The sequence below is a fragment of the Paenibacillus algorifonticola genome (genome assembly GCF_050481745.1).
GTDB lineage: Bacteria > Bacillota > Bacilli > Paenibacillales > Paenibacillaceae > Pristimantibacillus > Pristimantibacillus algorifonticola_A.
The window spans coordinates 694765-718542 of the sequence record NZ_JBCNGR010000008.1 but is presented as its reverse complement, the minus strand read 5'-3'; the positions used below and the strand labels follow the sequence as shown (position 1 = coordinate 718542).

General features: G+C 51.9%; 21 protein-coding genes and 1 riboswitch. Of the genes, 16 read left to right on the top strand and 5 right to left on the bottom strand.

What is annotated here, in order from left to right; all coding sequences use genetic code 11:
• Nucleotides 1-103 precede the first annotated feature (103 nt).
• Nucleotides 104-1399 (bottom strand): aminotransferase class I/II-fold pyridoxal phosphate-dependent enzyme, encoded by a 1296-nt coding sequence (locus ABEW34_RS10735; protein WP_430158066.1) that lies wholly within the window; start codon nt 1397-1399, stop codon nt 104-106.
• Between the two features lie 199 nt (nt 1400-1598).
• On the opposite strand from ABEW34_RS10735, the gene ABEW34_RS10730 reads away from it, so the two are divergent.
• Nucleotides 1599-2393 (top strand): helix-turn-helix domain-containing protein, encoded by a 795-nt coding sequence (locus ABEW34_RS10730; RefSeq protein ID WP_430158064.1) that lies wholly within the window; start codon nt 1599-1601, stop codon nt 2391-2393.
• Nucleotides 2394-2525: 132 nt separating this feature from the next.
• Here the strand turns inward: ABEW34_RS10730 and ABEW34_RS10725 are convergent, their stop codons facing one another.
• Nucleotides 2526-3167 (bottom strand): pyridoxamine 5'-phosphate oxidase family protein, encoded by a 642-nt coding sequence (locus ABEW34_RS10725; RefSeq protein ID WP_430158062.1) that lies wholly within the window; start codon nt 3165-3167, stop codon nt 2526-2528.
• A gap of 195 nt (nt 3168-3362) precedes the next feature.
• Here ABEW34_RS10725 and ABEW34_RS10720 point away from each other — a divergent pair, with 195 nt between their 5' ends.
• Both ABEW34_RS10720 and ABEW34_RS10715 read left to right on the top strand, forming a co-directional pair.
• Nucleotides 3363-4850 (top strand): PLP-dependent aminotransferase family protein, encoded by a 1488-nt coding sequence (locus ABEW34_RS10720; protein WP_430158060.1) that lies wholly within the window; start codon nt 3363-3365, stop codon nt 4848-4850.
• Nucleotides 4851-4854: 4 nt separating this feature from the next.
• Nucleotides 4855-4977 (top strand): hypothetical protein, encoded by a 123-nt coding sequence (locus ABEW34_RS10715; RefSeq protein ID WP_430158057.1) that lies wholly within the window; start codon nt 4855-4857, stop codon nt 4975-4977.
• A 45-nt stretch (nt 4978-5022) separates the two neighbouring features.
• Here the strand turns inward: ABEW34_RS10715 and asd are convergent, their stop codons facing one another.
• Nucleotides 5023-5811 carry an archaetidylserine decarboxylase gene (gene asd / locus ABEW34_RS10710; protein ID WP_430158054.1) on the bottom strand — a complete coding sequence of 263 codons (789 nt, stop codon included), beginning with the start codon at nt 5809-5811 and terminating at the stop codon, nt 5023-5025.
• Between the two features lie 458 nt (nt 5812-6269).
• On the opposite strand from asd, the gene ABEW34_RS10705 reads away from it, so the two are divergent.
• The 3 genes from ABEW34_RS10705 (at nt 6270) to thiC (ending at nt 10025) form a co-directional block, all read left to right on the top strand.
• On the top strand, nt 6270-6566 hold the full coding sequence (locus ABEW34_RS10705) for a hypothetical protein (protein WP_430158051.1): 297 nt from the start codon (nt 6270-6272) through the stop codon (nt 6564-6566).
• Nucleotides 6567-6656: 90 nt separating this feature from the next.
• Nucleotides 6657-7826 carry a glycosyltransferase family 4 protein gene (locus ABEW34_RS10700; protein ID WP_430158048.1) on the top strand — a complete coding sequence of 390 codons (1170 nt, stop codon included), beginning with the start codon at nt 6657-6659 and terminating at the stop codon, nt 7824-7826.
• Nucleotides 7827-7859: 33 nt separating this feature from the next.
• Nucleotides 7860-7965, top strand: a riboswitch (TPP riboswitch).
• A 290-nt stretch (nt 7966-8255) separates the two neighbouring features.
• On the top strand, nt 8256-10025 hold the full coding sequence (thiC, locus tag ABEW34_RS10695; protein ID WP_430158045.1) for a phosphomethylpyrimidine synthase ThiC: 1770 nt from the start codon (nt 8256-8258) through the stop codon (nt 10023-10025).
• 47 nt (nt 10026-10072) lie between these two features.
• Here the strand turns inward: thiC and ABEW34_RS10690 are convergent, their stop codons facing one another.
• Nucleotides 10073-10645: an NAD(P)H-dependent oxidoreductase gene (locus ABEW34_RS10690; protein ID WP_430158042.1), complete on the bottom strand. Its 573-nt coding sequence runs from the start codon at nt 10643-10645 to the stop codon at nt 10073-10075.
• Nucleotides 10646-10708: 63 nt separating this feature from the next.
• Nucleotides 10709-11290 carry a TetR/AcrR family transcriptional regulator gene (locus tag ABEW34_RS10685; RefSeq protein WP_430158040.1) on the bottom strand — a complete coding sequence of 194 codons (582 nt, stop codon included), beginning with the start codon at nt 11288-11290 and terminating at the stop codon, nt 10709-10711.
• Nucleotides 11291-11514: 224 nt separating this feature from the next.
• Between ABEW34_RS10685 and ABEW34_RS10680 the strand changes: the two genes are divergently transcribed.
• From ABEW34_RS10680 to ABEW34_RS10635, 10 genes are all read left to right on the top strand, one after another.
• On the top strand, nt 11515-12561 hold the full coding sequence (locus tag ABEW34_RS10680; RefSeq protein WP_430158037.1) for a FecCD family ABC transporter permease: 1047 nt from the start codon (nt 11515-11517) through the stop codon (nt 12559-12561).
• A gap of 2 nt (nt 12562-12563) precedes the next feature.
• Entirely contained in the window at nt 12564-13598 is a 1035-nt protein-coding gene (locus ABEW34_RS10675; protein ID WP_430158034.1) for a FecCD family ABC transporter permease, read from the top strand.
• Nucleotides 13599-13870: 272 nt separating this feature from the next.
• On the top strand, nt 13871-18922 hold the full coding sequence (locus ABEW34_RS10670; RefSeq protein WP_430158032.1) for a WIAG-tail domain: 5052 nt from the start codon (nt 13871-13873) through the stop codon (nt 18920-18922).
• A gap of 261 nt (nt 18923-19183) precedes the next feature.
• On the top strand, nt 19184-20038 hold the full coding sequence (locus ABEW34_RS10665) for a glycosyltransferase family 2 protein (RefSeq protein ID WP_430158029.1): 855 nt from the start codon (nt 19184-19186) through the stop codon (nt 20036-20038).
• A 31-nt stretch (nt 20039-20069) separates the two neighbouring features.
• Nucleotides 20070-20795 carry a sugar phosphate nucleotidyltransferase gene (locus ABEW34_RS10660; RefSeq protein ID WP_430158026.1) on the top strand — a complete coding sequence of 242 codons (726 nt, stop codon included), beginning with the start codon at nt 20070-20072 and terminating at the stop codon, nt 20793-20795.
• Nucleotides 20792-22150 (top strand): glycosyltransferase family 2 protein, encoded by a 1359-nt coding sequence (locus tag ABEW34_RS10655; protein ID WP_430158023.1) that lies wholly within the window; start codon nt 20792-20794, stop codon nt 22148-22150. Before ABEW34_RS10660 ends, ABEW34_RS10655 begins: the two co-directional genes overlap by 4 nt.
• 127 nt (nt 22151-22277) lie before the next feature.
• Nucleotides 22278-22565 (top strand): nucleoside-diphosphate sugar epimerase, encoded by a 288-nt coding sequence (locus ABEW34_RS10650; protein ID WP_430158020.1) that lies wholly within the window; start codon nt 22278-22280, stop codon nt 22563-22565.
• A 25-nt stretch (nt 22566-22590) separates the two neighbouring features.
• Nucleotides 22591-22929 (top strand): restriction endonuclease subunit S, encoded by a 339-nt coding sequence (locus ABEW34_RS10645; RefSeq protein WP_430158018.1) that lies wholly within the window; start codon nt 22591-22593, stop codon nt 22927-22929.
• Nucleotides 22926-23246: a hypothetical protein gene (locus ABEW34_RS10640; protein ID WP_430158015.1), complete on the top strand. Its 321-nt coding sequence runs from the start codon at nt 22926-22928 to the stop codon at nt 23244-23246. Before ABEW34_RS10645 ends, ABEW34_RS10640 begins: the two co-directional genes overlap by 4 nt.
• Complete coding sequence (locus ABEW34_RS10635; RefSeq protein ID WP_430158012.1) at nt 23243-23527, top strand: hypothetical protein; 285 nt, start codon at nt 23243-23245, stop codon at nt 23525-23527. Before ABEW34_RS10640 ends, ABEW34_RS10635 begins: the two co-directional genes overlap by 4 nt.
• Nucleotides 23528-23778 lie beyond the last annotated feature (251 nt).

Below are 23778 nucleotides of genomic sequence, written 5' to 3'. Positions count from 1 at the left end.
TTTCAGTTGTTCTCATTTTATCATAAAACAAAATAAACCCCTTGGATAGTAACCGATTATACACGGCTGCTACCTAAGGGGAAGGAATGAAATACTGAAGGGATTAAGCGAGCAGTTCGGTTACTGCTTTATAAATCGTATCGTAAAGCGACTCCAGGTCCGCTTCCTCTATGCAGGAGAAAGCGACGCGTAGATCGGTCTCGCCAAGAGCAATGGTACCGATGCCGTATTCTTCAAGCAGGCGCACACGTACAGCCTCGGCAGACACGCCGCTAAGCTTGAGACACATGAAGTAGCCGGAGTTGAACGGGTAATAGGCAAGCGTATCGCCATAGCGGCCGCTATCAAGCAGCGCTTTGACGCGGTTGGCACGACCCTTCATAATATCGTATTTCTCCGCTTTCTGCACGTCAAATTCAGGCGATTGCAAAGCCTTCAGCACAAACGTCTGCGAAGGGTGTGGTCCGCTGGAAATTGTAGCCCGAATAATGCCGAGCGTCTTCTGCTCTAGCGCATTTAATACTTTGTCCGAAGCTGCAGCGTACGTAATGAAACCGACGCGGAAGCCCCACACATAATCCTCTTTCGTTGCGCCGTCGATTTTGATAGCTAGAACCCGAGGGTGCAGATCGGCAAATTTGCCGAACAGCGACTCGTGAACCGAATCCTCGAAGAAGAGGCCGAAGTAAGCGTCATCGGTTACAACAACGACATTAATGCCTGCCTCCGCAGCGTCCTTGACAGCGGCTACAATCTCTTCGCTCTCTTGAAGGCCTGGCGTATAGCCAGTCGGGTTGTTCGGGAAGTTAAGCAAAACGATGGCTTTGCCTTTGTCCTTCTGTGCAAGCAGCGCTTCGCGCAAGCCCTCACTGTTAAATGTGTTTCTATCATTAAGCAGAGGGTATTCCACAATTTCCGCGCCGCGGCGGATGCCGAAGGTCAGCTCGTAGTTTTCCCAGTTTTTATTTGGAATAATAACGGTATCGCCCGCTTCTGCGAACAGGTCGGCGACAATGCTCAGCCCATGCGTTAAAGCGTTTGTGACGATAGGATTGCTCAGACGCTTGCCTTCGAGCGAAGGATTTTCTTTCAGCATTTTCTCAAGCCAAGCTGCGCGCAGCTCAGGTTTGCCCGCAGGGGGCGCATATTCATATAGATCTTTAGGGTTATAAGCAGTCAGCGTATCCTGAATTACCTTAAGATGCATCGGCTGTCCGCCTTCGATCGCAATGCCGATTGTGGCATTAAACGTCCGCGCCTTCGCCTTCGCCTCCGCGGATTGGCTAAGTATGCCTTCCTTCGGGAAATAAATGGCTTTTCCTAAAGCTGACAACATGGCATGGACGTTCGGACTTTCTGCCGAGAGCGTCTCATTCAACTGCTGAGCAAGTGGGTTCATGAACTTCATTCCATCCTTCCGAAAAATCAATTCATTTTCTGATCATACTTATCGGGAGCTATTATATCATTTTTTAACGTGTCGGAACCATTTCAATTTCAAATTTTTTTGGAAAATGTGACGACTTCCAGCTGGGGTTGCGCGAAAGTTTCGCGCTGGTGTATGATGACGGCATAAGCTTACGTTTCAGGAGGGTTTTATGCTGCATTTAACACCCGATGCCTATTTACTGCTGCCGCCTTTCGCGAAGATCGTTTGCGAGCCGAATTGGAAATGGCAGCGCCGTGAAAAGCCGATGGCTAATTTCGATTTATTTTATGTGTGGAGCGGTGAAGGGGAAGTCGAAGTGGGCGGCATTCATTACCCAGTGGGTAAAGGAAGCTGTTTCCTGTTCCGTCCAGGCGACTATACGAGCGCAACCCATAATCCGCAGAAGCCTCTAGTCCTTACTTACATACACTTTGATACGGCAGAAGAGCCGGTGCTGGTGCCGGAACGGTACCGCCAGCTGCTTGATACGGTAGATTTTGAATATATGCTGTCGCGTTATGTGCGGTTGTTTTTGGTCAAAACCTATGCGGCGGAAATTGAAGCGCGCCTAGTGCTGAAGCAGCTGATGATCCATCTGCTGCGGGAGGACCGTGCGACGAAGCAAACGCCCGTGGAGAAAAAAGCGAGCAATCAGCTGACTGAGGCGATTCATGAGGTCGCCAATTATGTCCGGCAAAATCCCGGCATTGCCCACCGGGTCGAGGATCTTGCAATGCGCGCCCAGCTGTCGCCGCGTTATTTTTCAATGAAGTTCAAGGAACTGATCGGCATGTCGGTCCAGACGTATATGATCAGCACCCGCATTGACCGCGCCCAGCATCTGCTGATGCACGCAGGCATGAATGTGACGGAGGTGGCGGACGCTCTCGGCTACCGCGATATTTTTTTCTTCAGCCGCCAATTCAAGCAATACACCGGACGGAGTCCGTCGGAAATCCGTTAGTCGTAAGAATAAGCAGTTCATAAAAAAAGCCGATGCGGCCTTTATTCCCGACAACAGAGGGGGAGAGGCGCTCGGCTTTTTTTGATAAATGAGGATGTATAAATGTCACAGATGCAAACGGATTGAGTATAGTTAGTCGCCCGGATGAGCGTTTTCGTTATGGTGCGGGCAGTAACGGCGCATGAGGTCGACCGTCTCCGCATCAAGCTCCCGTCCGCGTGCCAGCAGGCCCGTTGTAATAGCCTCGCGTTTGTGCTCGTCGGCATTTTGGCCGAATTTGAACTTCGCGTTGATGTGCTGCGGCTCGATTTTCACGACGGCAACGCCCTTGAGCCTGCCTCTGTAGGCGGGATCATCTCCGGCAATCGGCAAATGCCCGCCTTCTGGCTGGAGCTTGGCCATCAGCGCTTGCAGCGCTTCGCCTTTCTCCATCAAATCCTCGACCACCGCTGCCGTGCCCTCAATAATGACCGATTTGAAAAAAGCGGTTGCCGGACAGGCCATCAGCGGATCGGTAAAATGGGAAGGAATAATCGCATATTCCTTGGCCACACAGAAGGTAACGCGCGAATCTGCCCCGAGCAGTGTCATTTTATCTCCTGCGCGGCTGCCATGAAAATAAATGTTTCCATTCAAATAAATATAATTCAGCGGGGTAATGGAAGGGGCGTCATCCGCTCTTGCTGTTCCTAGAAAGCCATAGCTCATTTCCTCCAAAAAGGCGGTAATCTCTTGTTCATCTTCGCTTCCGATTGCAAATTCTTTTCTGCGCATAGCGGACTGCTCCTTTCGTTACAATAGCGATAACTTGAGTAGGGGATGTGCCAAGCGTTCAGCTCGTTAATGGCAAGTTTAAACGGAATATTGACATATAAAAAGATCCACTTTACAGTAATTTTATTGAACCACTTTCGCAATAGCAGGAAACAGGAGGAAGTAGTAGGCAACAGGATGATCATAGGAGGTTGAATGATGGATGATCGCTGCCGTGCGGCTTATGAGCGGTATTATGAGGAGATGGGGCGCAAGGCGGATGCGCTGTTTCTGGCGCTGCGCGAAGCTATAGTCGCGGGGATGCTGGAGGATGGGGAGCAGCTCGCCTCCAGCAGAAGGCTGGCCGAAAGCTATGGCATGTCGCGCGGTTCGGTGAATGCAGCGTACGATATGCTGTATGCAGAAGGTTTTGTTCGGCCGGGAAGGGGGAGCGGCACCTATGTTTCCTATAGCAAGCCGCCAGCTTCCAAAGCTGGGGCTGAGCTGGAAGGCAAGGCGAGTACACTTGCTTTATCCGCTTGGGCGCAGCGGCTGCCGCAGATTAAAGGGTATACGAAGCGGCCTGCACATGAGGAGAATTGCATAGCATTTGATGTTGGCTATGCGGATGCTGAGCTGTTTCCGCAGGATGAATGGAAGACGGCCATGTTCGCACAGGTCAGAGGAGTGCTGGAGCGCCAGTATGAGGATTACGGGGTGATAGAAGGGCATTTGCCGCTGCGAGAAGCGATTGCTAGCGAGCTGCGCCGCGAGCGAAGCATGATCACAGATGTAGACCATTTATTTATTACGAGCGGCTCGATGTATGGCATTGCCCTGCTCGCCCAGCTATTGATTGACCCGGGTGACCAGGTTGTAGTTGAAGACCCTTGCTACCCTGGCATTAGGCGGGCGATTGCAGCTGCGGGCGGCGTCCTTATAGATGCCGCTGTTGACGATTATGGAATCGTTCCGCAGGACTGGGATGCGAAGCTGCTGTTTGTAACACCGACGCGCCAGTATCCAACCGGAGCCCAGCTTGCGCCTGAACGCAAGCTGGAGCTGCTGCAATGGGCTTCCCGGCATGACGCTGTCATCATCGAGGATGATTATGACAGCGAATTCCGCTGGGGCGGACGCCCGGCGGAGCCGCTCAAGACGCTCGACCACGAGGGGCGTGTCGTGTACGTCGGCACTTTCTCCAAGACGATGTACGCCGACCTGAGGCTTGGCTATGTCATTACGCCGGATGCGCTGCGGGAACCGCTGCGGCAGGCGAAGTTTTTGCTTGAGCCAAGCCCAAGCTCAATCGCGGAGCAGCGGGCGCTCGCCGTATTTATGGCGAGCGGGCAGTATGTTCGGCATTTGCGGCGGATGAGGCGCAGCTGCGGGCGGCGCCTCAAGCTCTTTAAGGAACAAGCCGCGGAGCAGCTCGCGGGCTTGTTCCGGTTTACGCCGTCGGATGCAGGCTTGCATCAGTACGGCGTATGGCTTGGGGAAGCCGCGGATTATGAGCGGCTGATTGAGCGCTGCCAGCGGGAAGGCGTCAGCTGGAACCGCGGCGAGCGGCTGTGGCGGCAGCCGGAGGAGCAGCGCGCTCCGGCGGCGCTGTTCGGCTTCGCGCATTTGGCCGAAGCCGATATTAAGGAAGGCATGCGGCGGATTGCCGCATGCTGGGAGGACGTTCAGCAGCAACGCGGCTGAAGCAATGGCAATAGCAGCAACAGCAACAGCAACAGCAACAGCAACAGCAGCAACTGCAACTGCTGAAGCAGACAAAAGCTCGCTACCTGGCGGAGATTTCTCCGCACGGGCAGCGAGCTTTTTTTAATTTGACGTTTATGTTGTAATTACTCTCGAATGGCGAGCGAGTGGGTTAACGCGGCAGCAAGCGGCCAAGCGCCTCGCCCATTTTCACCTTTTGGCCGAGCTTTAGACTAGGCAGCGGGGAGAAGGTTTTATTTTCAGTCAGCAGCACGACTGTAGATCCGAACTCAAAATAAGCAAGATCGCCACCCTTTACCGTATGCGGCGGCAGCGGGTCAACGTAGCGGATGCTGCTGACGTTCATGGCGCCGACTTTCACGACAGCCGTTTCGCCGCCGCCATGTTTAATATACGTAATGAGCCGTTCATTGCGACTGAGCACCCGGCGCATTTTGGTTAAGCCGAACTCATTGACCGGATATACCTTACCGGGAATATGCTCACTCTCCACAATTGTGCCATCCACAGGAGCATGAATTCGGTGGTAATCGGTCGGGCTTAAATACAGGACAAAATAATGACCGTTGCGGTAGTTTTCCGCTCTTGGCGAACGGTTCAGCAGCTCTTCTATCGTGTAGTCCTGTCCTTTTACATTGACAATTGTACCGTCTTCAATCGGGCCAATGCCTGTAATAAGAGCGTCAACCGGACTTACAAGGCTGTCTGCACTCATGTCTATTTGTCGCATGCCTGGTTTTAATCGGCGGGTAAAAAATTCATTTAGTGTAGCGTATTCATTTAGCGTTTTCTCGGCTTCCGCCACCTTAATTCCATACATGGCAGCAAAGCGCGGAATAAAACGGCGGCTCGCTCTGGATTGTGCAAAACGCCCAGTCATCCTCGAAATCGACTTGCGTGAGCTTAATTCCGTCATGGCACGAAGTAATCCATCTAGCATGCTCGTACCGTCACGTCCTTTCTTGCTTCGAATAGTGGTGCTTGTCCCAAACAGTGTGCCACAACCCGCATCACAAAGCAATAGGTTCGATTCGCGACCTTTACAGGTTGGGTAACAGGAAGGGACGATTAACCGATTTGAATTTTTTATAAGGATGCTCGATCCAGCACATGGATGCTTGGTAAATGAGCTAAAAAGAGAAATGCGAATATGTAAAACCTCCCTCCAAAATGGCCGTTTGCAGCGCTTTAGCGGCTCCTGAGTCCGCACCCTGTGCCATAACCTATGATCCGGTTGAAATAGCTGCTGCTGTGTTCGCCAAACCTAACTTGGGACTGGAAGGAAATATCTAATAAACACCATGCCTTGTATTTATTTCACGCCTTCCTGTTTATTTCTTGAACAAAAAGCTCAAGCTTCATGTAAGAAACCCAAACTGAGAAGGGGGAATTGCTTAAATGACCATCACCGTTTCATTCACACTTATACTTGCGGCCTGCTGTCTGGCAGCAGGATGGATCGGCTGCCGCAGCCGGAAGGCGCTGCTTGTTATGGATGCGCTGGCAGCCATTTTGCTTTTTGCAACGTTTGTTACCATCGCTTCAGCTATAGCGAGAACGATGCTGAAGGGCACGGTGTTTATGACGGAAATTCATGCGGTTCTACTTAATCCTGTATTTATAATAGGAGGGGCTTATTTAGCCATCTATACTCCCGCGCGAATGGCCATAAATGTGCTCCGGCCGTCCGGATAGCGGCAAGCTAGTGGCAATTTGCGGAAATAGCGCGTATGCTATCGCAAAAACTTATTGCCATTTTAATGAGCTAGGAGGCCGTTGAACGAAATGACGTTTGCCAGAGTGGCGTTTGTTACGCCAGGGTCATTTCCGATCCCATCCGCAAAAAGCAGCTCGGTCGAACGGGTAGTCGAAAAATTCGTTCCACTTCTGAAAAATCGGATTCATCCCCGCATTTATGGGCGGACGACAAAAGGATTTAAACGCAATGGGCTAGTCCATGGCGTAGCCTGCGTCAGATTCCCAGCGGTGAACAAAGCAAGCTATATTGCCGCTGTTGGACGTTCCCTAGCTGCTTACAAGCCGCATGTTATTCAGGTGGAGAATCGTCCCCATAACGTGCTTGTCCTTAAGAAAAAGCTGCCGACCGCCCGAATTTGGCTGAGCTTGCATTCCTCTACTTTTCTAAGTCCCCGTCATATTTCGCCGTCCAGCCTGCACCGAAGCCTGAAAGCGGCTGATCGGATTATTGTAAACAGCGAGTTTTTACGCCGCGTCGTTGCGACGAGGGCACCTGAAGCTGCGGCGAAAATACGGGTCGTGTATCCCGGCGTGGAGACGGAGCTTTTTCCATCGCGATTTACCTCAGAAGGGAGAGATAAGCGGCAGCGGGAGCGGCAGGCGAAAAAGCTGGAGGGCCGCGAGGTCGTTATTTTTCTCGGCAGGCTCATTCCGCTCAAAGGCGCTCACCATCTTCTGCATATTATGCCTGAGCTGGTAAAAAAACATCCGAATATGCTGGCCGTTATCGTCGGCAGCCCCTTCTATGGCTCGCACCGCTCCACCGCTTATTCCCGCAAGCTCCAGCAGCTCGGCCGCGCTTATCCGAATCATGTACGCTTCGTTCCTTATGTGCCATATACTGAAGTGCCAGGATGGTTTTTGGCCGCAGATATGGCGATCGTCCCTTCGGGACAGCGTGAAGCTTTCGGTCTCGTGAACGTCGAAGCAATGGCAACGGGTCTTCCGGTAGTAGCAACACGGGCAGGCGGCATGAAGGAGATCGTCCGGGATGGCGTCACCGGTTATTTGATCTCGCAGAAAAATCTGGAAAATGAGCTGAGAGCCAAGCTGCTTGCTCTACTCGCTAGCTCCGAGCTTAGGGCGAGCATGGGAAAGAAGAGCCGTGAGCGGGTGGAGCAATACTATACCTGGAAGCATACGGGACGCAGTTGGATGAATGTGCTGAATGAACGGAAATTGCCCGATTTGGATTGACAACCAGTATACGGGGCGGTATAGTCTAACAAGGAAATCCACTAGGGGCGCCTTCATGGCTGAGATAAAGCGAATGAGCTTTGGTCCCTTTGAACCTGATCTGGGTTATGCCAGCGTAGGAAAGTGGGAAAGTGAGTTCATCGCGAGCAGCTTCGTTTTGCTTTTTTAGCATTGGGGAAGCTCTGTTATTCGCGTATGTTTGCACATTCTGCCGCTTCTTCGCCGGAGCGGCTTTTTTGTTGCCCTCTGGTTGAACAAGCATGCATGCAAGCGGAGCGCCTCTTGGCGTATTTGTTTGTGGGGCGTCGTCATCTCGCCTAATGGAATGGGAGCAAAGGAACAGGCGCCGGGCGCTGCATTTTCCAGCTGAATTTACGTCTAAAGGCCTCCTGGTGGATCTTCATAATGCCATGGGAGGTTTTTTAGCATATGACGATCTTTATGAATCCGCTGCCGGGCAGCAGCAAAGTGTACGAATCAGGAGCAAGCTTGGATATTTGGGTGCCAATGCGCGAAATTGAGCTCGAAGCGAGTACAGGCAGAAACGGAGAAAAAATACCGAATGCGCCGATCCGCGTATATGACGCGAGTGGGCCATATACCGATACCGCTTATGAGGCGGATGTTCACAAAGGGCTGCCGCATGTAAGGGGAGAATGGACCCAAGGGCGAGGTGATGTGGAGCGGTATGACGGACGCAGCGTAAAGCCGGAGGATAACGGTTTTATGACGGCCGAGAAGGCGAATGAGCGCGGAGCAAAGCTTTTTCCAATAAAGACGCGGCCGCTGCGGGCGAAAAAAGGACATAACGTCACCCAGCTTCATTATGCGCGCCAGGGAATCATCACGCATGAAATGGAGTTTATTGCGATCAGAGAAGGGATGGACCCTGAATTTGTCCGCTCGGAGATTGCGCTTGGGCGTGCGATCATACCAGCCAATATTAATCATCCCGAGATCGAGCCGATGATTATTGGGCGGCAATTTCATGTGAAAATCAATGCGAATATTGGCAATTCAGCAGTAGCCTCTTCTATTGAGGAAGAGGTAGAGAAAATGACATGGGCGACGCGCTGGGGCGCGGATACGATTATGGATTTGTCCACAGGGAAAAATATTCATACGACGCGCGAATGGATTATTCGCAATTCCCCGGTTCCGGTTGGCACAGTGCCGATTTATCAGGCGCTGGAGAAGGTAAATGGCAAAGCCGAGGATCTGTCCTGGGAGGTATACCGCGATACGCTTATTGAGCAGGCGGAGCAGGGGGTTGATTATTTTACGATCCATGCTGGCGTATTGCTTCGCTATATTCCTCTAACAGCCAAGCGGGTGACAGGCATCGTGTCGCGTGGTGGGTCGATTATGGCGGCATGGTGCCTGGCCCACCATCAAGAGAACTTTTTATATACGCATTTTGAGGACATTTGCGAAATTATGAAGGCTTACGATGTTTCGTTCTCGCTAGGCGATGGCTTGCGTCCGGGCTCGATAGCCGATGCCAACGATGCAGCGCAGTTTGCCGAGCTGGATACGCTGGGCGAGCTGACGAAAATCGCCTGGAAGCATGACGTCCAAGTGATGATCGAAGGACCTGGACATGTGCCTATGCACTTGATTAAAGAAAATATGGACCGCCAGCTGGAGGTGTGCGATGAAGCGCCTTTCTACACGCTGGGGCCGCTGACAACGGATATAGCTCCCGGTTATGACCATATTACATCGGCTATTGGCGCAGCTATGATCGGCTGGTTCGGAACCGCGATGCTCTGCTATGTGACGCCGAAGGAGCATCTGGGGCTGCCGAATCGGGATGATGTGAAGGAAGGGGTTATTACGTATAAAATAGCGGCCCATGCCGCCGACCTGGCCAAGGGCCATCCAAGGGCCCGCCTGCGGGACGATGCACTGTCGAAAGCGCGCTTCGAGTTCCGCTGGCGCGACCAGTTCCACTTATCGCTGGATCCTGAGCGCGCCATGGCGTACCACGATGAAACGCTGCCTGCCGAAGCAGCCAAGTCCGCGCATTTCTGCTCGATGTGCGGACCTAAATTTTGCAGCATGCGCATTACGCAAGACATTCGGGATTATGCCGAGCAGAAAGGGCTGGAGACGACAGAGGCCATTGAAGCAGGAATGAAGGAAAAGTCCGAGGCGTTCAAGGAAGCGGGAAGCCATATATATGTTAGCGGGACATAGACGATTACAGTCAAAAGGCTGCTATAAGCAGGGGGAGGCAGGCGCTGTTAGGCGAACTTTTCCCCGAGCTGCTTCACTTTGGAAAGCCAGCCTTGCCTTTTGGCAAGCGATGATTTTCTGACCTCATACAGCGTGGTGAAACGGACGGATTTGACGCCGCAAAATTGCAGAGTGTTGATTTTCATCATTTTGTGGCCAGCCATGCCTTGGAAAAAACGATAGTACCAGCCCGGTACGTCCATCGTAACGATGATCCGGGCTGTTTTTCCTTTGAGCAGCTGCTCGGGAAGCGCCTTTCCTTTCACATATTTGTAAGCAAAGCCGGGCAGGAAGACGCGGTCAATAAAGCCTTTAAGCAAAGCGGGTGGCCCGCCCCACCAGGTTGGATATACAAAAACAAGATGATCGGCCCATTTGATATGCGCCTGCGCCTCCTGCAAATCCTGCTCCAGCGGTGCTTTGTTGTTGTAGCCTCCGACTAGGTTGGGATTAAAGTCGAGCTGGGACAAGTGAATGGTACGAACCTCGGCGCCAGCGGCACCCTCAGCATAAGCGGCAGCCAGCGCCTCGCCGTAGCTTCCTTCAGCGGGATTGCTTTGAATAATTAAAATGTTTTTCATCGTTTTGAAACACTCCTCGAATTTTAGTTAATGAACACTAACCAATGGATTAAAAAGAAAAGGTCACGAATGACCTATTAAGGCTAATAGATGCAGCTTAATTTGCTCGGCGTCCGGCGCAAGCTGTGCGGGAAGATCGCCATGCATGCTTGACACGGCTAGCTGGGTTATAATGCCAATCACCATGACAGCCGACAGGCGTGCATTTTGCTTTGGAAGCTCGCCGCGCTCAATGCCTTGCTCTATAAAGTCTATTAATGCATCAAGCGGCTGCCTGAGCTGCCCTTCCATCCTTGCTGTATAAAACAGCTCATGCTGCTGGGAAAGCAGCAGCAGTCCGTACTGGTCTTCATCGTGCATATGCAGCACCTCGTCGATTAATTGGCGAAACCGGCTGGCGCTGCTTCCATCCTTCTGCACGTAATAATCGATTAAAGCGGTGTAGCTGGCACAATCCTGCTCAAAGATTTCCAAAGCAACGGCATCCTTGCTTTTAAAATGCTTGTAAATCGCCGCATCCGTTACTCCTGCAGCCTGCCCGATTTCTTTGACGGAAACGCCGTCAACACCCTTCGTCGCAAAGAGCAGCATCGCCGCCTGCAAAATATCCTTTTTTTTACTATCGGCATGTGATTTTTTGTTCATGTTTTTATTGTAAGTGAACACTAACTAAAAATCAAGAGGCCATAAAAGTAGAGAGGATGGATTTTAAGTGGATACTATTCTTTCATTGAAATGGTAGCTTTGCCGCCAGAGGATGGCGGTAGCCGTTTTCGCTTGAATAAACAAACAAACTTTGGTATATTTGAAAACGAGAATCGTTATCATGATACCATTTGGTTTGGTGTGAAGGGAAAGGTAGCTGCATCATGTCGTTGAAACAGGAGCAAAAACAGGAATTAAAGCAGATGAGGCAGCGATCAAGGCCGTTAGTAGCGACGATCATTCTTATCGTTGGCACAGCCGCTGTATTATTTGGACTTGCTTTATCTATTTCAGTCGGAGCGGCTAAAATTAGCTTATCCACGGTCTGGACTGCCGTTTTTAATTTTAATCCGGATATTACCCAGCATCAGATTATTCAAGAGCTGAGAATGCCAAGGGCGCTTGCAGCTGCACTTATAGGGGCCGCCTTCGCGGTATCAGGCTCCGTTATGCAGGGGATGACCCGAAATCCGCTGGCCGATCCGAGCTTGCTGGGGCTTAATGCTGGCGCAGGCTTTGCGCTGGCGCTTTGCTTTGCTTTTTTTCGCGGCATGTCGCATTTGGAAATTATGCTTATTTGTTTCACTGGAGCGGCGCTTGCCGCAGGTATCGTCTACGGGATCGGCTCGCTCGCCAAGGGCGGCTTGACGCCTGTCCGGCTGACGCTTGCGGGCGCAGCTATTAGTACGTTGTTCGTGAGCCTGTCGGAAGGGGTTCAAATTCACTTTCAAATTGGACAGGATATAGCCTTCTGGTATGCGGGGGGCATTGCTGGTACTAAATGGTCGCAAATCGGAATCGTTGCCCCTTGGATTATCGGCGGCATTTTGGCAGCCATTGCGATTTCACGCTCTATATCCTTACTCAGTCTAGGCGATGATGTGGCGGTGTCCCTCGGTCAGCGTACGAAGCTGACGAAGACGATCGGCATTATCGTCACGCTCATTTTGGCCGGCGCATCGGTATCCGTTGTCGGAGCGGTCGGCTTTATCGGACTTATTATTCCCCATTTGGCTCGCTATTTGGTAGGCGTGGATTACCGCTGGATCATTCCTTGCTCCGCCGTGCTTGGTGCGCTTCTGCTCATCGTAGCTGATATTGTAGCGCGTACGATTAATAGTCCATCTGAGACGCCGGTTGGCGCACTGATTGCGATTATCGGTGTTCCCTTCTTCCTTTATCTTGCCGTTAAGCAAAGGGGGAATTTATAGTTATGAGCACCGCTGCTTTAATTCCAAAAAGCGAACAGCGCAGAACGAGACGAGCTATAGTAGTGATGACTATTATGGGCGTGCTCATTATTACGGCTTTTGTAATTAGTATGAATACAGGTTATATTAAGCTTACTCCATTTGATGTATTTAAAACGTTATTCGGATATGGAACGGCGAAGCAAGAGCTCATATTATTTGATTTTCGGCTGCCTCGCATCGTTATTTCCGTATTGATTGGTGCAGGCTTTGCGGTTTCCGGCTGTGTCATGCAGGGGCTGTTCCGCAATCCGTTGGCAGACCCAGGCTTGCTCGGCATTAATGCTGGAGCAGGACTAATGGTTATTTTGTATGTTTCCTTTTTTCGTGATAACCAGATGGCCTCGCCATATTTTATGCCGATGCTTGCATTCGGCGGGGCTGCGCTTACTGCCTTGCTAATTTATATGTTGTCTTACAAGCGATACCACGGACTGCTGCCTACGCGTATGATTTTGGTCGGTGTTGCGGTGCAGGCGGGGATAAGTGCGCTAATGATTGTACTCAGCCTTGCGCTTGACCCGAATGACTATCAACTCGTTCAAACTTGGCTTGTAGGAGATATTTATGGAACAAACTGGAATTTCGTGCGTGCAGCTCTCCCGTGGATTTTAATTTTAATTCCATACGTGATGTACAAGTCGCGGACAATGAACGTTTTGAACCTTGGCGAACAGATGGCAACAGGACTAGGTTCGCCGGTTGAGAAGGATCGGATGAAGCTGCTTGCAGCAGCGGTAGGTCTGGCTGCAACATGTGTGGCCGTTGGCGGCGGTATCTCCTTTGTCGGACTGATCGGTCCGCATTTGGCTCGCCGTCTTGTTGGACCGACGCATCAAATACTCGTACCAGCTTCCGCGATGGCGGGAGCATTGCTCGTCATTGTGTCCGATACGCTGGCTCGCTGGGCGTTCCAGCCTTCGGAAATTCCGACGGGAATCGTAATCGCCGTCATTGGCGCTCCCTATTTCCTTTACTTGCTATCCCGTTCCAAATAGGCGTTTGCAGCTCCGTTTATAATCGTTTGTTCAGGCCTTTCGAAGCGCTTTGCGTTTTCGGAAGGCCTTTTACTGTATAAAAGTGAGACGGGCGATGCTGTGAGAGAACGGGAATGTCCTTTTGAGCTTGTGCGTAATTGCTGGGGGTGGTTGCTTTAAAGTAATCGGTCATCTGTCAACGTTTTGCCCGCCAGCCCTGAAAATCAAGTAACGAGCCCATAGGTTTGTGCATATATTGCCTAAGACAAATCAGGTGGAAGAAGGAGAGGGCAATGGCGAAAAGCAGAAAAACAGGAAGCTCGAGAAGAAAAAGGCCGCTTTTTTACGTTGATAATCCGAATGCTTCTGAATTGAAATGGCTCGATGAATTAAATAGCAAAAAGGCGCAAGCCCAGGCACAAGTGGCCCAGAAGCAGGCTGAAGCAAAGCAAGCGGATGCAGGGCAGTCGAAGGAGGTTCGCATTAATGCGATTTCGGCTCCGGAAGCGCCGTCCAGAGTATCATTCCGAGGCGAGCAGCCGCAAGCTGAAAACGAACAGCAGCTGCCAGACGAGGATGCAGCAGAAACGCAAAGTATACGTTTGGATGGGCAGCAAGGAGGAGTGCCATCGCAAACATTTAAGCAAGAGACGTCTTCGCACGGCGGGCAGGAGGAAATATCTTTAGACGTACGCCAGCCAATTGAGCTTGAAATTGCCAGTGAAGATGAAGAAAATGCCGAACTGAGCCATGAAGAGAAGCTGGCGTTGGCAGCGGAGAAGCAAAATCCTGAGCTCGGCGGGCCGAATCCGTTTATTTATACCGACGATTTAGTAGATGGTTCGGTTACCAGTGACAAAATTGCACCAGCTTCTATTGATTCCACCAAACTAGGTGCGGGCAGCGTAGGTACAGCAGCGGTGCAGGATTATGCGATTGAAGCGATTCATATCGCTAAGGGAGCTATATCCGGCAGCAAAATTGCACCAGAATCAATAATAGCTGATCATCTGGCGAACAATGCGATCGCGGGATCTAAGCTGGCAGATGGCTCCGTTACGGGAGATAAGCTGCAAAATAACAGCGTTACTTCCGAGAAGCTCGCCGATCGTACGATCGGCTCCGACAAATTCGCCGATGAATCAATTGAAGCGAGGCATTTGAAACGACAGTTTGTAACGGAGGAATTGCTTGGGCAGCAATCTGTTACTTCTAGCAAAATCAAAAGCGGAGCCATCCGTCCTGAGCACCTTTCGAATGATGCAGTAAACAATTCCAAGCTCGCCGATGGAGCTGTAACACGCTCCAAGCTGCGCGATGGCGCTGTGCATGCAGAGAAGCTTGCTGCAGGGGCGATCGATTCTACGCATATTAAACCGGGCGTATTGCTCGCCGAGCATGTTGCCGTCGGAGTCATATTGGGAAAGCATTTGGCCCCAGGCGAAATAGGCGCCCAGCATCTGGCAGTCGGCGCGGTCGGAGCAAGGGAATTGCAGCCCAGCGCAGTAGACGCAGAGCGTCTAGCAAGCGGAGCAGTATCCAGCGCACATCTGCAGGCAGGGGCCGTTCTGGGGCCGCATATCTCACCTCGCCAAATCGAAAGCGGGCATCTCGGTGATCAAGCCGTAACGGCCTCCAAGCTGATGGATCAGTCCGTATCGACGATCAAACTGGTTGATCATGCGGTTACCGTTTCCAAGCTTTCGGAGCAAAGTGTAACCGCGGCGAAGCTCGCCGATGATGCGGTGCAAACCCGTCATTTGAGCCGTCTCAGCATAACTTCTGAGAAAATAGCAGACGGACAGATACACAATCGCCATTTGGCGGTCAATACCGTATCCGGCGTCCAGCTGCGGGAAGAGGCGGTTGGAACGGAGCATTTGCGCAGCAGCTCCGTCACCGATGAGAAAATTGCGCCGGGAGCGATTCGGGTGCAGCATCTGACGGATGCGGCTGTGGGGAGCAGACAGCTTGCACAGCAAAGCGTTACATCAACAAAGCTTGCCGCAGGAGCCGTTTCTGCTGCACATCTTGCAGACAATTCGGTAGATACGAGGCAATTGCGCGATGAAGCCATTACGTTTCACAAAATCGCGCCGGAGGCGCTGCGGGCGTACCATTTTTCAAATGGAGCTGTGACGGGGGAAGCTGTGTCTCCTGATGCGATAGCTGCTAATCATTTGCAGCCGCATATTGTTCATGAGAAGCATGTGGCGGATGATGCGATTACAACTCGAACGCTCCATGATAGCGCCGTGACGAGCGCAAAGCTTGCTTATGAAGCTGTGACAGAAAGATATATTGCGCCTGGTGTTGTATCTTCCCATCATTTGGCAGATCACAGCGTTAATTCGCTCAAGCTTTCCCCAGAAGCGGTGACGTCAGATAAGCTGGCCGATTACAGCGTAACAGGAGCAAAGCTTGCTGAAGCCAGCGTGACGGGAACGAAGCTTGCTCCAGGTACGGTGCAAGGCGAGCATATCGCTCCAGCTGTAATTGAAGGCAAGCATATTCAGGCAGGCTCGCTTGCGAAAGAGCATCTGCAAAACGGGCTTATTGCAGCCCCTCATTTGCAGCCAGGAGCGGTTGGCAGTGAGCAGCTTGCTGATTTGGCGGTTCACTCGGCGAAATTGGCGCTGGATGCTGTGAAGCCGAAGCATATTGCGGGCGAAGCGATACACAGTCGTCATTTATCCAATGGTTCGGTGTTGGGCATTCACGTGCAGGAAGGTAGCATTCGCGATGTTCATTTAGCGGAAGGAGCTGTAACGGCGGCGAATCTGGCGGAAGCAAGCGTTGCAAGCGAGCATATTCAGGAGGCGGCAATCGACAGTGCAGCGCTCAAACCACTTATTATCAGTACGGAGCACTTGCAAAGTCAGGCGGTAACTGCTGAACAGCTGGCCCCGCTTTCCGTAGGAGAAAAGCATATTCAGCCGTATTGCATCAGCGAGGGGCATTTAGCAATAAACAGCATCGCCAGTGCTAATTTGCAGGATGGCAGTGTGACAGAGGTAAAGCTTGGAAAGGATTCCGTGTCTGGGGAGCATTTGCAACTGGAGACGATAGCCGGCAAGCATCTTCGGGCCGAAACGGTGCAGGGCTATCATATTCGTAAAAACTCGCTTTCATTAGCCCATCTTGCAGCCGATGTTATTACGGTTGACCGTGCTGAGGATGAGAGCATTTTTGGAAGCAAGCTGAAAAATGGCACGATCCGTGCCGATAAGCTGGCGGATGGCTGCGTCACGACGGAAAAGCTGGGTGAAGCGAGTGTAACGGCGTCGAAGCTGGGCTTTGCGAGCGTAGGCAGTGAAGCACTGGCGGAAGGAACCGTGATCACCGAGCATCTGACGGCAGAAAGCGTAACGGGCAATAAGCTGGCGAACAGCAGTGTCACGACGGAAAAGCTGGGTGAAGCGAGTGTAACGTCGTCAAAGCTGGGCTTTGCGAGCGTAGGCAGTGAAGCGCTGGCAGAAGGAGCCGTGATTGCCAAGCATCTGACGGCAGAGTGTGTAACGGGTGATAAGCTGGCGAATGGTAGTATCACGACGGAAAAGCTGGGCGAAGCTAGTGTAACGTCGTCAAAGCTGGGCTTTGCGAGCGTAAGCAGTGAAGCGCTGGCAGAAGGAGCCGTAATTGCCGAGCATCTGACGGCAGAGAGTGTAACAAGCGATAAGCTGGCGAATGGTAGTATCACGACGGAAAAGCTGGGCGAAGCGAGTGTAACGGCGTCGAAGCTGGCCTTTGCGAGCGTAGGCATTGAGGCGCTGGCGGAAGGATCCGTGATCGCCGAGCATCTGACGGCAGGGAGCGTAACGGGCAATAAGCTGGCGAATAGCAGTGTCACGACGGAAAAGCTGGGTGAAGGGAGCATAACGTCGTCGAAGCTGGGCTTTGCGAGCGTAAGCAGTGAAGCGCTGGCAGAAGGATCCGTGATTACCGAGCATCTGACAGCAGAGTGTGTAACGGGCGATAAGCTGGCGAATGGTAGTATCACGACGGGAAAGCTGGGCGAAGCGAGTGTAACGTCGTCGAAGCTGGCCTTTGCGAGCGTAGGCATTGAGGCGCTGGCGGAGGGAGCCGTGATTGCCGAGCATCTGACGGCAGAGAGTGTAACAAGCGAAAAGTTGGCGAATGGCAGTGTCACGGCGGAAAAGCTTGGCGAAGGGAGCATAACGTCGTCGAAGCTGGGCTTTGCGAGCGTAAGCAGTGAGGCGCTGGCAGAAGGAGCCGTGATCACCGAGCATCTGACGGCAGAGAGCGTAACGAGCGAAAAGCTAGCGGGTGGCTGCGTCACAACAGAAAAGCTTGGCGAAGGGAGCATAACGGCATCAAAGCTGGGCTTTGCGAGCGTAAATGGTGGGGCGCTGGCAGCAGGGGCCGTGAAAGCGGAGCATCTGTCGGCGGACAGCATAACGAGCGACAAAATCACGTATGGTGCTGTTGCCGCCGAGCATTTGGCAACGGATAGCGTAACGAGCGAAAAGCTAGTGGAAGGCAGCGTCACAACAGAAAAGCTTGGCGAAGGGAGCATAACGTCGTCGAAGCTGGGCTTTGCGAGCGTAGATGGTGGGGCGCTGGCAGCAGGGGCCGTGAAAGCGGAGCATCTGTCAACGGACAGCATAACGAGCGACAAAATCACGTATGGTGCTGTTGCCGCCGAGCATTTGGCAACGGATAGCGTAACGAGTGAAAAGCTAGCGGAAGGCAGCGTCACAACAGAAAAGCTTGGCGAAGGGAGCATAACGTCATCGAAGCTGGGCTTTGCGAGCGTAGGCAGTGAAGCGCTGGCGGAAGGAGCCGTGAAGGCGGAGCATCTGTCGGCAGCGAGCATAACGAGCGAAAAGCTAGCGGATGGCTGCTTTACAACGGAAAAGCTGAGTGAAGGGAGCATAACGTCATCGAAGCTGGGCTTTGCGAGCGTAGGCAGTGAAGCGCTGGCGGAAGGAGCCGTGAAGGCGGAGCATCTGTCGACCGACAGCGTAACAAGTGACAAAATCACGGATGGTGCTGTCACCGCCGAGCATCTAGCACCTGCCAGCGTAACGCTATCGGCACTTGCTTTTTCGCCAATCGTTGGTCGGAGCGGCAGCATTAGCAAGCAGCAATTTGGGTTATGCCCGTACAGCTTTCCACCTGAGAAACAGCAGTTAGAGCAGGTTATTCTATTTGACGAACCGTTCGCAAGCAACCAATATGTGCTGACAGCAACGACCGATCACCCGGCCTGCTATATATGCATTCAAGCGAAGGAGCCGGGGCATGTCATCCTATCCATTAATCGCCGCTTTTTCAGTGAGGCTTTCATCGGCACCATTAACTGGATTGCAATCGGACAATAAGGCTTGCTTAAAATGAAAATGCCATCAGCGATTTGCTGATAAGACGCTGTAATTCAGTACGGAAAAAAATTCCTCTCACGCAAGGCGCGAGGGGAATTTTTTTTCTGTTAACCGCCTACAGCCGTTGATATGGGTGCGGGACAGACATCATGGGAGTTGTACATTTGCCGTTGCGCAGATGATGGAGGTACATATTATGTGGTGTAATTACGTTGCAGCACCATTTTGAACTATAGGCGTATACCGAGGTGAACAAAGCGGATGAAGAAAGCGAAGGGTGCGAAGGGGAAAAAAGCCCGGAATTTCCGCGCTGTGAGAAAGCCGCATCCTGCCCAGAGCGGTTTGGCCGCAGACGAATATGCCGGAGATGCGCAGCCGATGCAGTCTCCAGTCGTATCCGTTATTATTCCCGTCATGAATGAACGGGCTACCATTCGCAGGGTCATAAGGGAGGCGGCGGGTGTCCATCCCAGGACTGAGGTTATCGTCGTTGCAAATGGCTCGACGGATGGTTCAGCCGAAATTGCCAAGCGTGCAGGAGCACGAGTGCTCCGCTATGAAAAGGCGCTTGGCCATGATGTTGGACGAAGCGTTGGAGCGAGGGCTGCCCTAGGTGAGGTGTTGCTGTTTGTGGATGGAGATATGGTCATCAGCACCGCACAATTGCGGCATTTTGTCTATGCAATACTGCATCGCGGCGTAGATGCTGCTTTAAATGATTATACCGGCCCCGTGGAAAAAACCGCTGTGCACAGCGTCGTGCTTGCGAAGCACACGCTCAATATTGTGCTGGAACGCCCGGATCTGAAAGGAGCCTCCTTCACAGCAATCCCCCATGCCATAAGCAGGCAAGGCCTGTCTCTAATCGGAGCAGAGGCGCTGTGCGTCCCACCACTTGCCCATGCGAGAGCTATTCGGCTTGGTTTGAAGGTTGAAGCTGTGCATACGGTCAATGTTGGCAAAATAAACAGGCGCAGGCCGCAGCGCGAACGGCGCAATCCGCTGGAGCATCTCATTGTTGGGGATCATTTGGAAGCGATCCACTGGCTCATTACACAATCGAATGAACGTGGCGGTTTTGAGGATTACCGTCGCTGCCGCGAGTTTGCGCTTTAGGCTATGGCTAAAGCGGTATGGAGGTTAACCCGTGAAAGCAGTCATTTTGGCAGGAGGAACAGGGACGCGGCTAAAACCGCTGACCACTTTAATGAATAAGCATATGCTTCCCGTAGGCAAGCATCCGATGATTTTTTATGGCATTGATAAGCTGCATCAGGCAGGCATTACAGAAATGCTGCTTGTGACAGGACGGCAGTCGATAGGTTTGTTTGCGTCGTATTTAGGAAGCGGCCGCGAGCTTGGTGTCTCGCTGACTTACCGTATTCAGGAGGAAGCGGGCGGCATCGCTGAGGCGCTGGTGCTGGCGCGCGATTTTATTCGGAATGATGAAAAGTTTATTGTACTGCTCGGCGACAATTTGTTCGAGGATAATCTGGCTCCATATGTGCGGAAGTTTGCCCAGCAGCGGGAAGGTGCGATGGTGCTGCTCAAACAAGTACCAGACCCCCATCGCTATGGCATAGCGGTGTTTCAGGAAGCAGGACAAATTGCTTATATAGACGAAAAACCAGCTGAGCCGCAATCGGATTTATGTGTAACGGGCATTTATATGTATGATTCCAGCGTCTTTGCAGCGATTGATCGGTTGGAGCCGTCAGACCGCGGCGAACTGGAAATTACCGATTTAAACAATATGTATGCCCGTGCGGGAACACTCGCTTCCCATACGCTTGCAGGATGGTGGTCGGATGCGGGCACGTTCGAATCCTTGCATGAAGCGGCAGCGAGGCTATTGAAGGAGACGGGAGAATGAGAAGAAAAGCAGCAAGAAAGCGGCCCCGCACTACAAAACAATCTCACGTGCAGCAGCAAGCGTGGTATGCCCAAGGGGTCGAGCAAGGCTATCAGGATGGTCGGCTAGCGGGACTTACTAGCTATAATGAAAAGTTTCAAGGAACGAGCATCATTATCCCGAGCTATAATCAGCTCCAATATTTGAAGCTGTGCATTGAAAGCATTATGGACCATACGGACCTTGCTTATGAAATTATCGTTATTGATAATGCTTCAACCGATGGGACGGGAAGCTATTTGGCCCAGCTTGATGGGCAGGTGCGCTACCGGATTTTAAGCGAAAACTACGGCTTCGCTGGGGCAGTCAACAGAGGCATGATGATGGCTAAAGGCACGATGATGCTTATATTGAACAATGACACACTCGTAACCGACAATTGGCTGGTCAATATGATGGCTTGCTTGAATAGCAATCCGCAAATTGGCATGGTTGGGCCTGTCACGAATTATATTGGCGGGGAGCAGCTGATAGAGGTTCCCTATACGAACGTAGCGGATATGCCGGACTTTGCTAGACTTAATAATGTGCCAGATGCCAGACGCTGGCAGCAGGTTGAACGGCTGACGGGCTTCTGTCTCTTGCTACGCAGAGAACTGTGGGAGAAAATTGGCTATTTTGATGAAGGATTTGAAATTGGCAATTTTGAAGATGATGACTATAACATTCGGGTGAAGCTGCTTGGGTATTCGCTTGTCATTGCCCGTGATTCGTTTATTCATCATTTTGGCAGTGTCAGCATTAAAGCATTAGGTGCACAGCTTGAGGAGGTCAATAACCGCAACCTGCAGCATTATATGAATAAATGGGGCAATCCGCATGAACTGGTCAGCGTCATGAAGCATCGTGCTGCCGAGCAGCCTGCGCTAAAGGCCGAGCTGGCGGCACTTGGGGAAGCAGCCTATTACCCGGATGGCATTGCCGTTACTTCATTAAATGGTAGAGTATATTGGATTGAAGGGGGCAACAGGCGCCCTGTTGAAGGCGAATTTAGCGGAGAAGCCGTCCGCATTGGACAAATTGACATTAGACGCTGGCCGCTGGGCTCGCCGATATCTAGCGAGGAGGTTCATGCCAGGTGGCAGCGAATGCTGGCGATGGAAGGCAGCGACCTTCATGGCAAAACTGTTAGCGGGCTTGATGGTTTTCATTATTATATGCAGCAGGGCCTGAAGCGGAAAATGATAACGGAAGCTGCTTTTGAAGGCTGGGCGCTTAAGGCAAGGCCATCAGTCCAGCTTACACTGGAGCAGCTGCATGCGATTCCGGAAGGATTGCCGATTATTCCAACGGTTAAGCTTCGCCAACAACTTTAGAATGGGCTTCGAGCCACTGATTGCTGCCAAGTATCACTGTGTATTGCCGTGCATATGCTGTAATTAGCTGCACCTATTCAAGTGGCGGCACAGAGTCAAGCCACAGCCTGAGGGAGGATCGTTGTCCATGCAGCATATCGTAACCGAAATTATTGAGCATTTATCCCATTCCAACAGCCAGATGGCACGAATGCTGGAGGCAAAGCGCCATGTCACGGTACGAATGGCCGAAATTGTGAAAAGCCTACCCGATCATCAACCGAATTTTGGCGGCGTAGATGATCTGCTCGGGGAATCGCAAGCGCTGCTGGGCAGTGTTATTGCTTATTTAAACAGCATGGCTGAGCTGCAGGAGACGCTGGCGTCTCAGCTGTCTTATACGATAAAAGAATTGAACCCGGGTGAGGAAGAATGACGGAGCGAAAAGGGGAGCGCATGTCATGGACCGAGAGCAAGCCTATATGCGCATGTTGGGCGCTACTGCCAATATGCAGTGGAACGTGGCGCTAATTTTGGAGGCGAAGGCGGAGGAAGCAGAGAAGGCCCGCAATTGGATATGCAATCATATTCATTCGGGCACTTTTCCAGGCGACCAGTCGCAGCTTAAGCAGACGCTAGGTGTACATGACCAGATGGTCGAGACGATTGAGGGTATTAATAAAATGAGTCAAGGCATCGTATCCGTACTCAAAGCCGTTTTGCAGAAGGACGGGGAGGAAGGCGATTCCTCCGGTGGTTCGGATTTCAACTTTGGTGGCGGATTCGGAGGCGGGCGTTGAGAGAAATAGTGCGCCGCGAGCGAGAGGTTAAATTGGAGGTGCTGGCTTCGATTGCGCGGAGCCAGCTCGCGCTTGCCCGCATTTTGAACAGCGTGGCTGATGTAGCGGAGCTGGCACCTCAAACAGCCAAGCGAATTGGTGAAAATGTGCGCTTGCTGACCAATATGCAGGAGCAGCTAGCGGAAAGCGTGACGGGTTGGCCAGTGCGCAGCTACCGGGTAAAGAAGGGCAAGCCGCCTGAGCCATGGCTCCGTAACGAGCTGCAAGGAAAGCAGGTGCGGTGGCATCCGCAAGTGAACAGGAGGAATGGGAATTGAGTATAAAAAAACGCGTGTCCGTCCGCAAACGGGCAACGAAACGCTCTGCCAGCAAAGCTGTAACGCGCCGCCCAAAAAGCTCGCGTAAGCGCAGGGCAACAGGGAAAAAAACAGGTAGCAGCTCATCGCTGCGCCGCCGCAGGAAAGTGGTCAGACAACGCGTAATTGTGCCGGAGACCTTTAATGAGGGCTTCAACCAGACGTATAATGCGGGTTATAATGCTGGATTTGCGAAAGGCTTCGAAGATGGACATCAGCTGGCGTATGAGCAAACGCCGTAAGCCGTACGTACCTTGTCATGCTTTTCGGAAGTATGCGAACATTTTATTTAAATTAGCTCTGCCTGCTTGATGGTTTATTCGCCACCAGCAGGTTAGAGTTTTTTTGGATTACCGGCTTGAGGACAAGCTGTGTTCCTATCCATATATGGCAAAAATCTTGACGGAAAAAGCAGGTTAAACGCCAATTTTTGCGATGCAGGGATAAATGCCGCTTAGCTGGACTGCTTTTTGACATATACATATTGGAAGCA